Origin of the sequence: Winogradskyella pacifica, from assembly GCF_013403915.1 — a bacterium.
Taxonomy (GTDB): domain Bacteria; phylum Bacteroidota; class Bacteroidia; order Flavobacteriales; family Flavobacteriaceae; genus Winogradskyella; species Winogradskyella pacifica.
Genome location: NZ_JABFDI010000068.1, coordinates 1 through 682 on the forward strand (window position 1 = coordinate 1; position 682 = coordinate 682).

A 682-nucleotide genomic window follows, 5' to 3' on the forward strand; every position below is an offset into this window, starting at 1 on the left:
GTACTCGGCGCAGAGGGTATTGCATTTTTTGGCCGCGGTCGGATTGAGATACAGATTTCCTGAATCAACTGCGTTGGCGAGGTTTTGCCAGTATGTCAATTGGCTCGAATTTTCTTCGGTCGGTGGTGTCAATTCGGTTCCTCGAATCTAGATTTCAGGATTGAGGGAGGGTGCTGGATAGAATTTCTGAATGTCGCGTATTGATATCGCACATGTCTCCCTGCAGGTCCTGTGAGCCTTTTTTGAGTGCAGATATTTTGATCAGCCCCGCTTCGGTTTGGAATGCGATGTCGCAGGTTTCGGACAAGTCGACGATGCCGAACTTGTAGCGGAGTGATTCGCGTCCCGCTACCGTGAGTGTGGTCATTTCGCTGTAGCGAGTATCTGTTCTTACGTCCTCGATTGTGTAGACCAGTGAAAAGAAGATGGAAAGCGAGTACCACGAATTCTCCTGCGACCCATCCCAGCTGCAGATGTCCCAACCGGGAGTTATGTATCCGCCATCTGTGATGCTGGATTTCGTGGCCGGGTCGAGTCCGGCTGCGGCGATGGCGTCGTCGGGGATGGTGCAGGGGTCGAAGGGTTCGGCCTGGTCTGCGGTGGCGGTACCGGTGACGTCTCCGGAGCAGCCAGCGACCAGTGTCAGCACCGAGACCGCCGTCAGCAGCAACCGCAGTTTCAC

The 682-nt window shown here is 54.7% G+C and carries 1 protein-coding gene; it reads right to left on the reverse strand.

Annotated features, from left to right (window positions below):
• Nucleotides 1-154 precede the first annotated feature (154 nt).
• Nucleotides 155-682: DUF3558 domain-containing protein (locus HM984_RS17435; RefSeq protein ID WP_218845079.1), on the reverse strand; the 528-nt coding region annotated here is incomplete at its 5' end.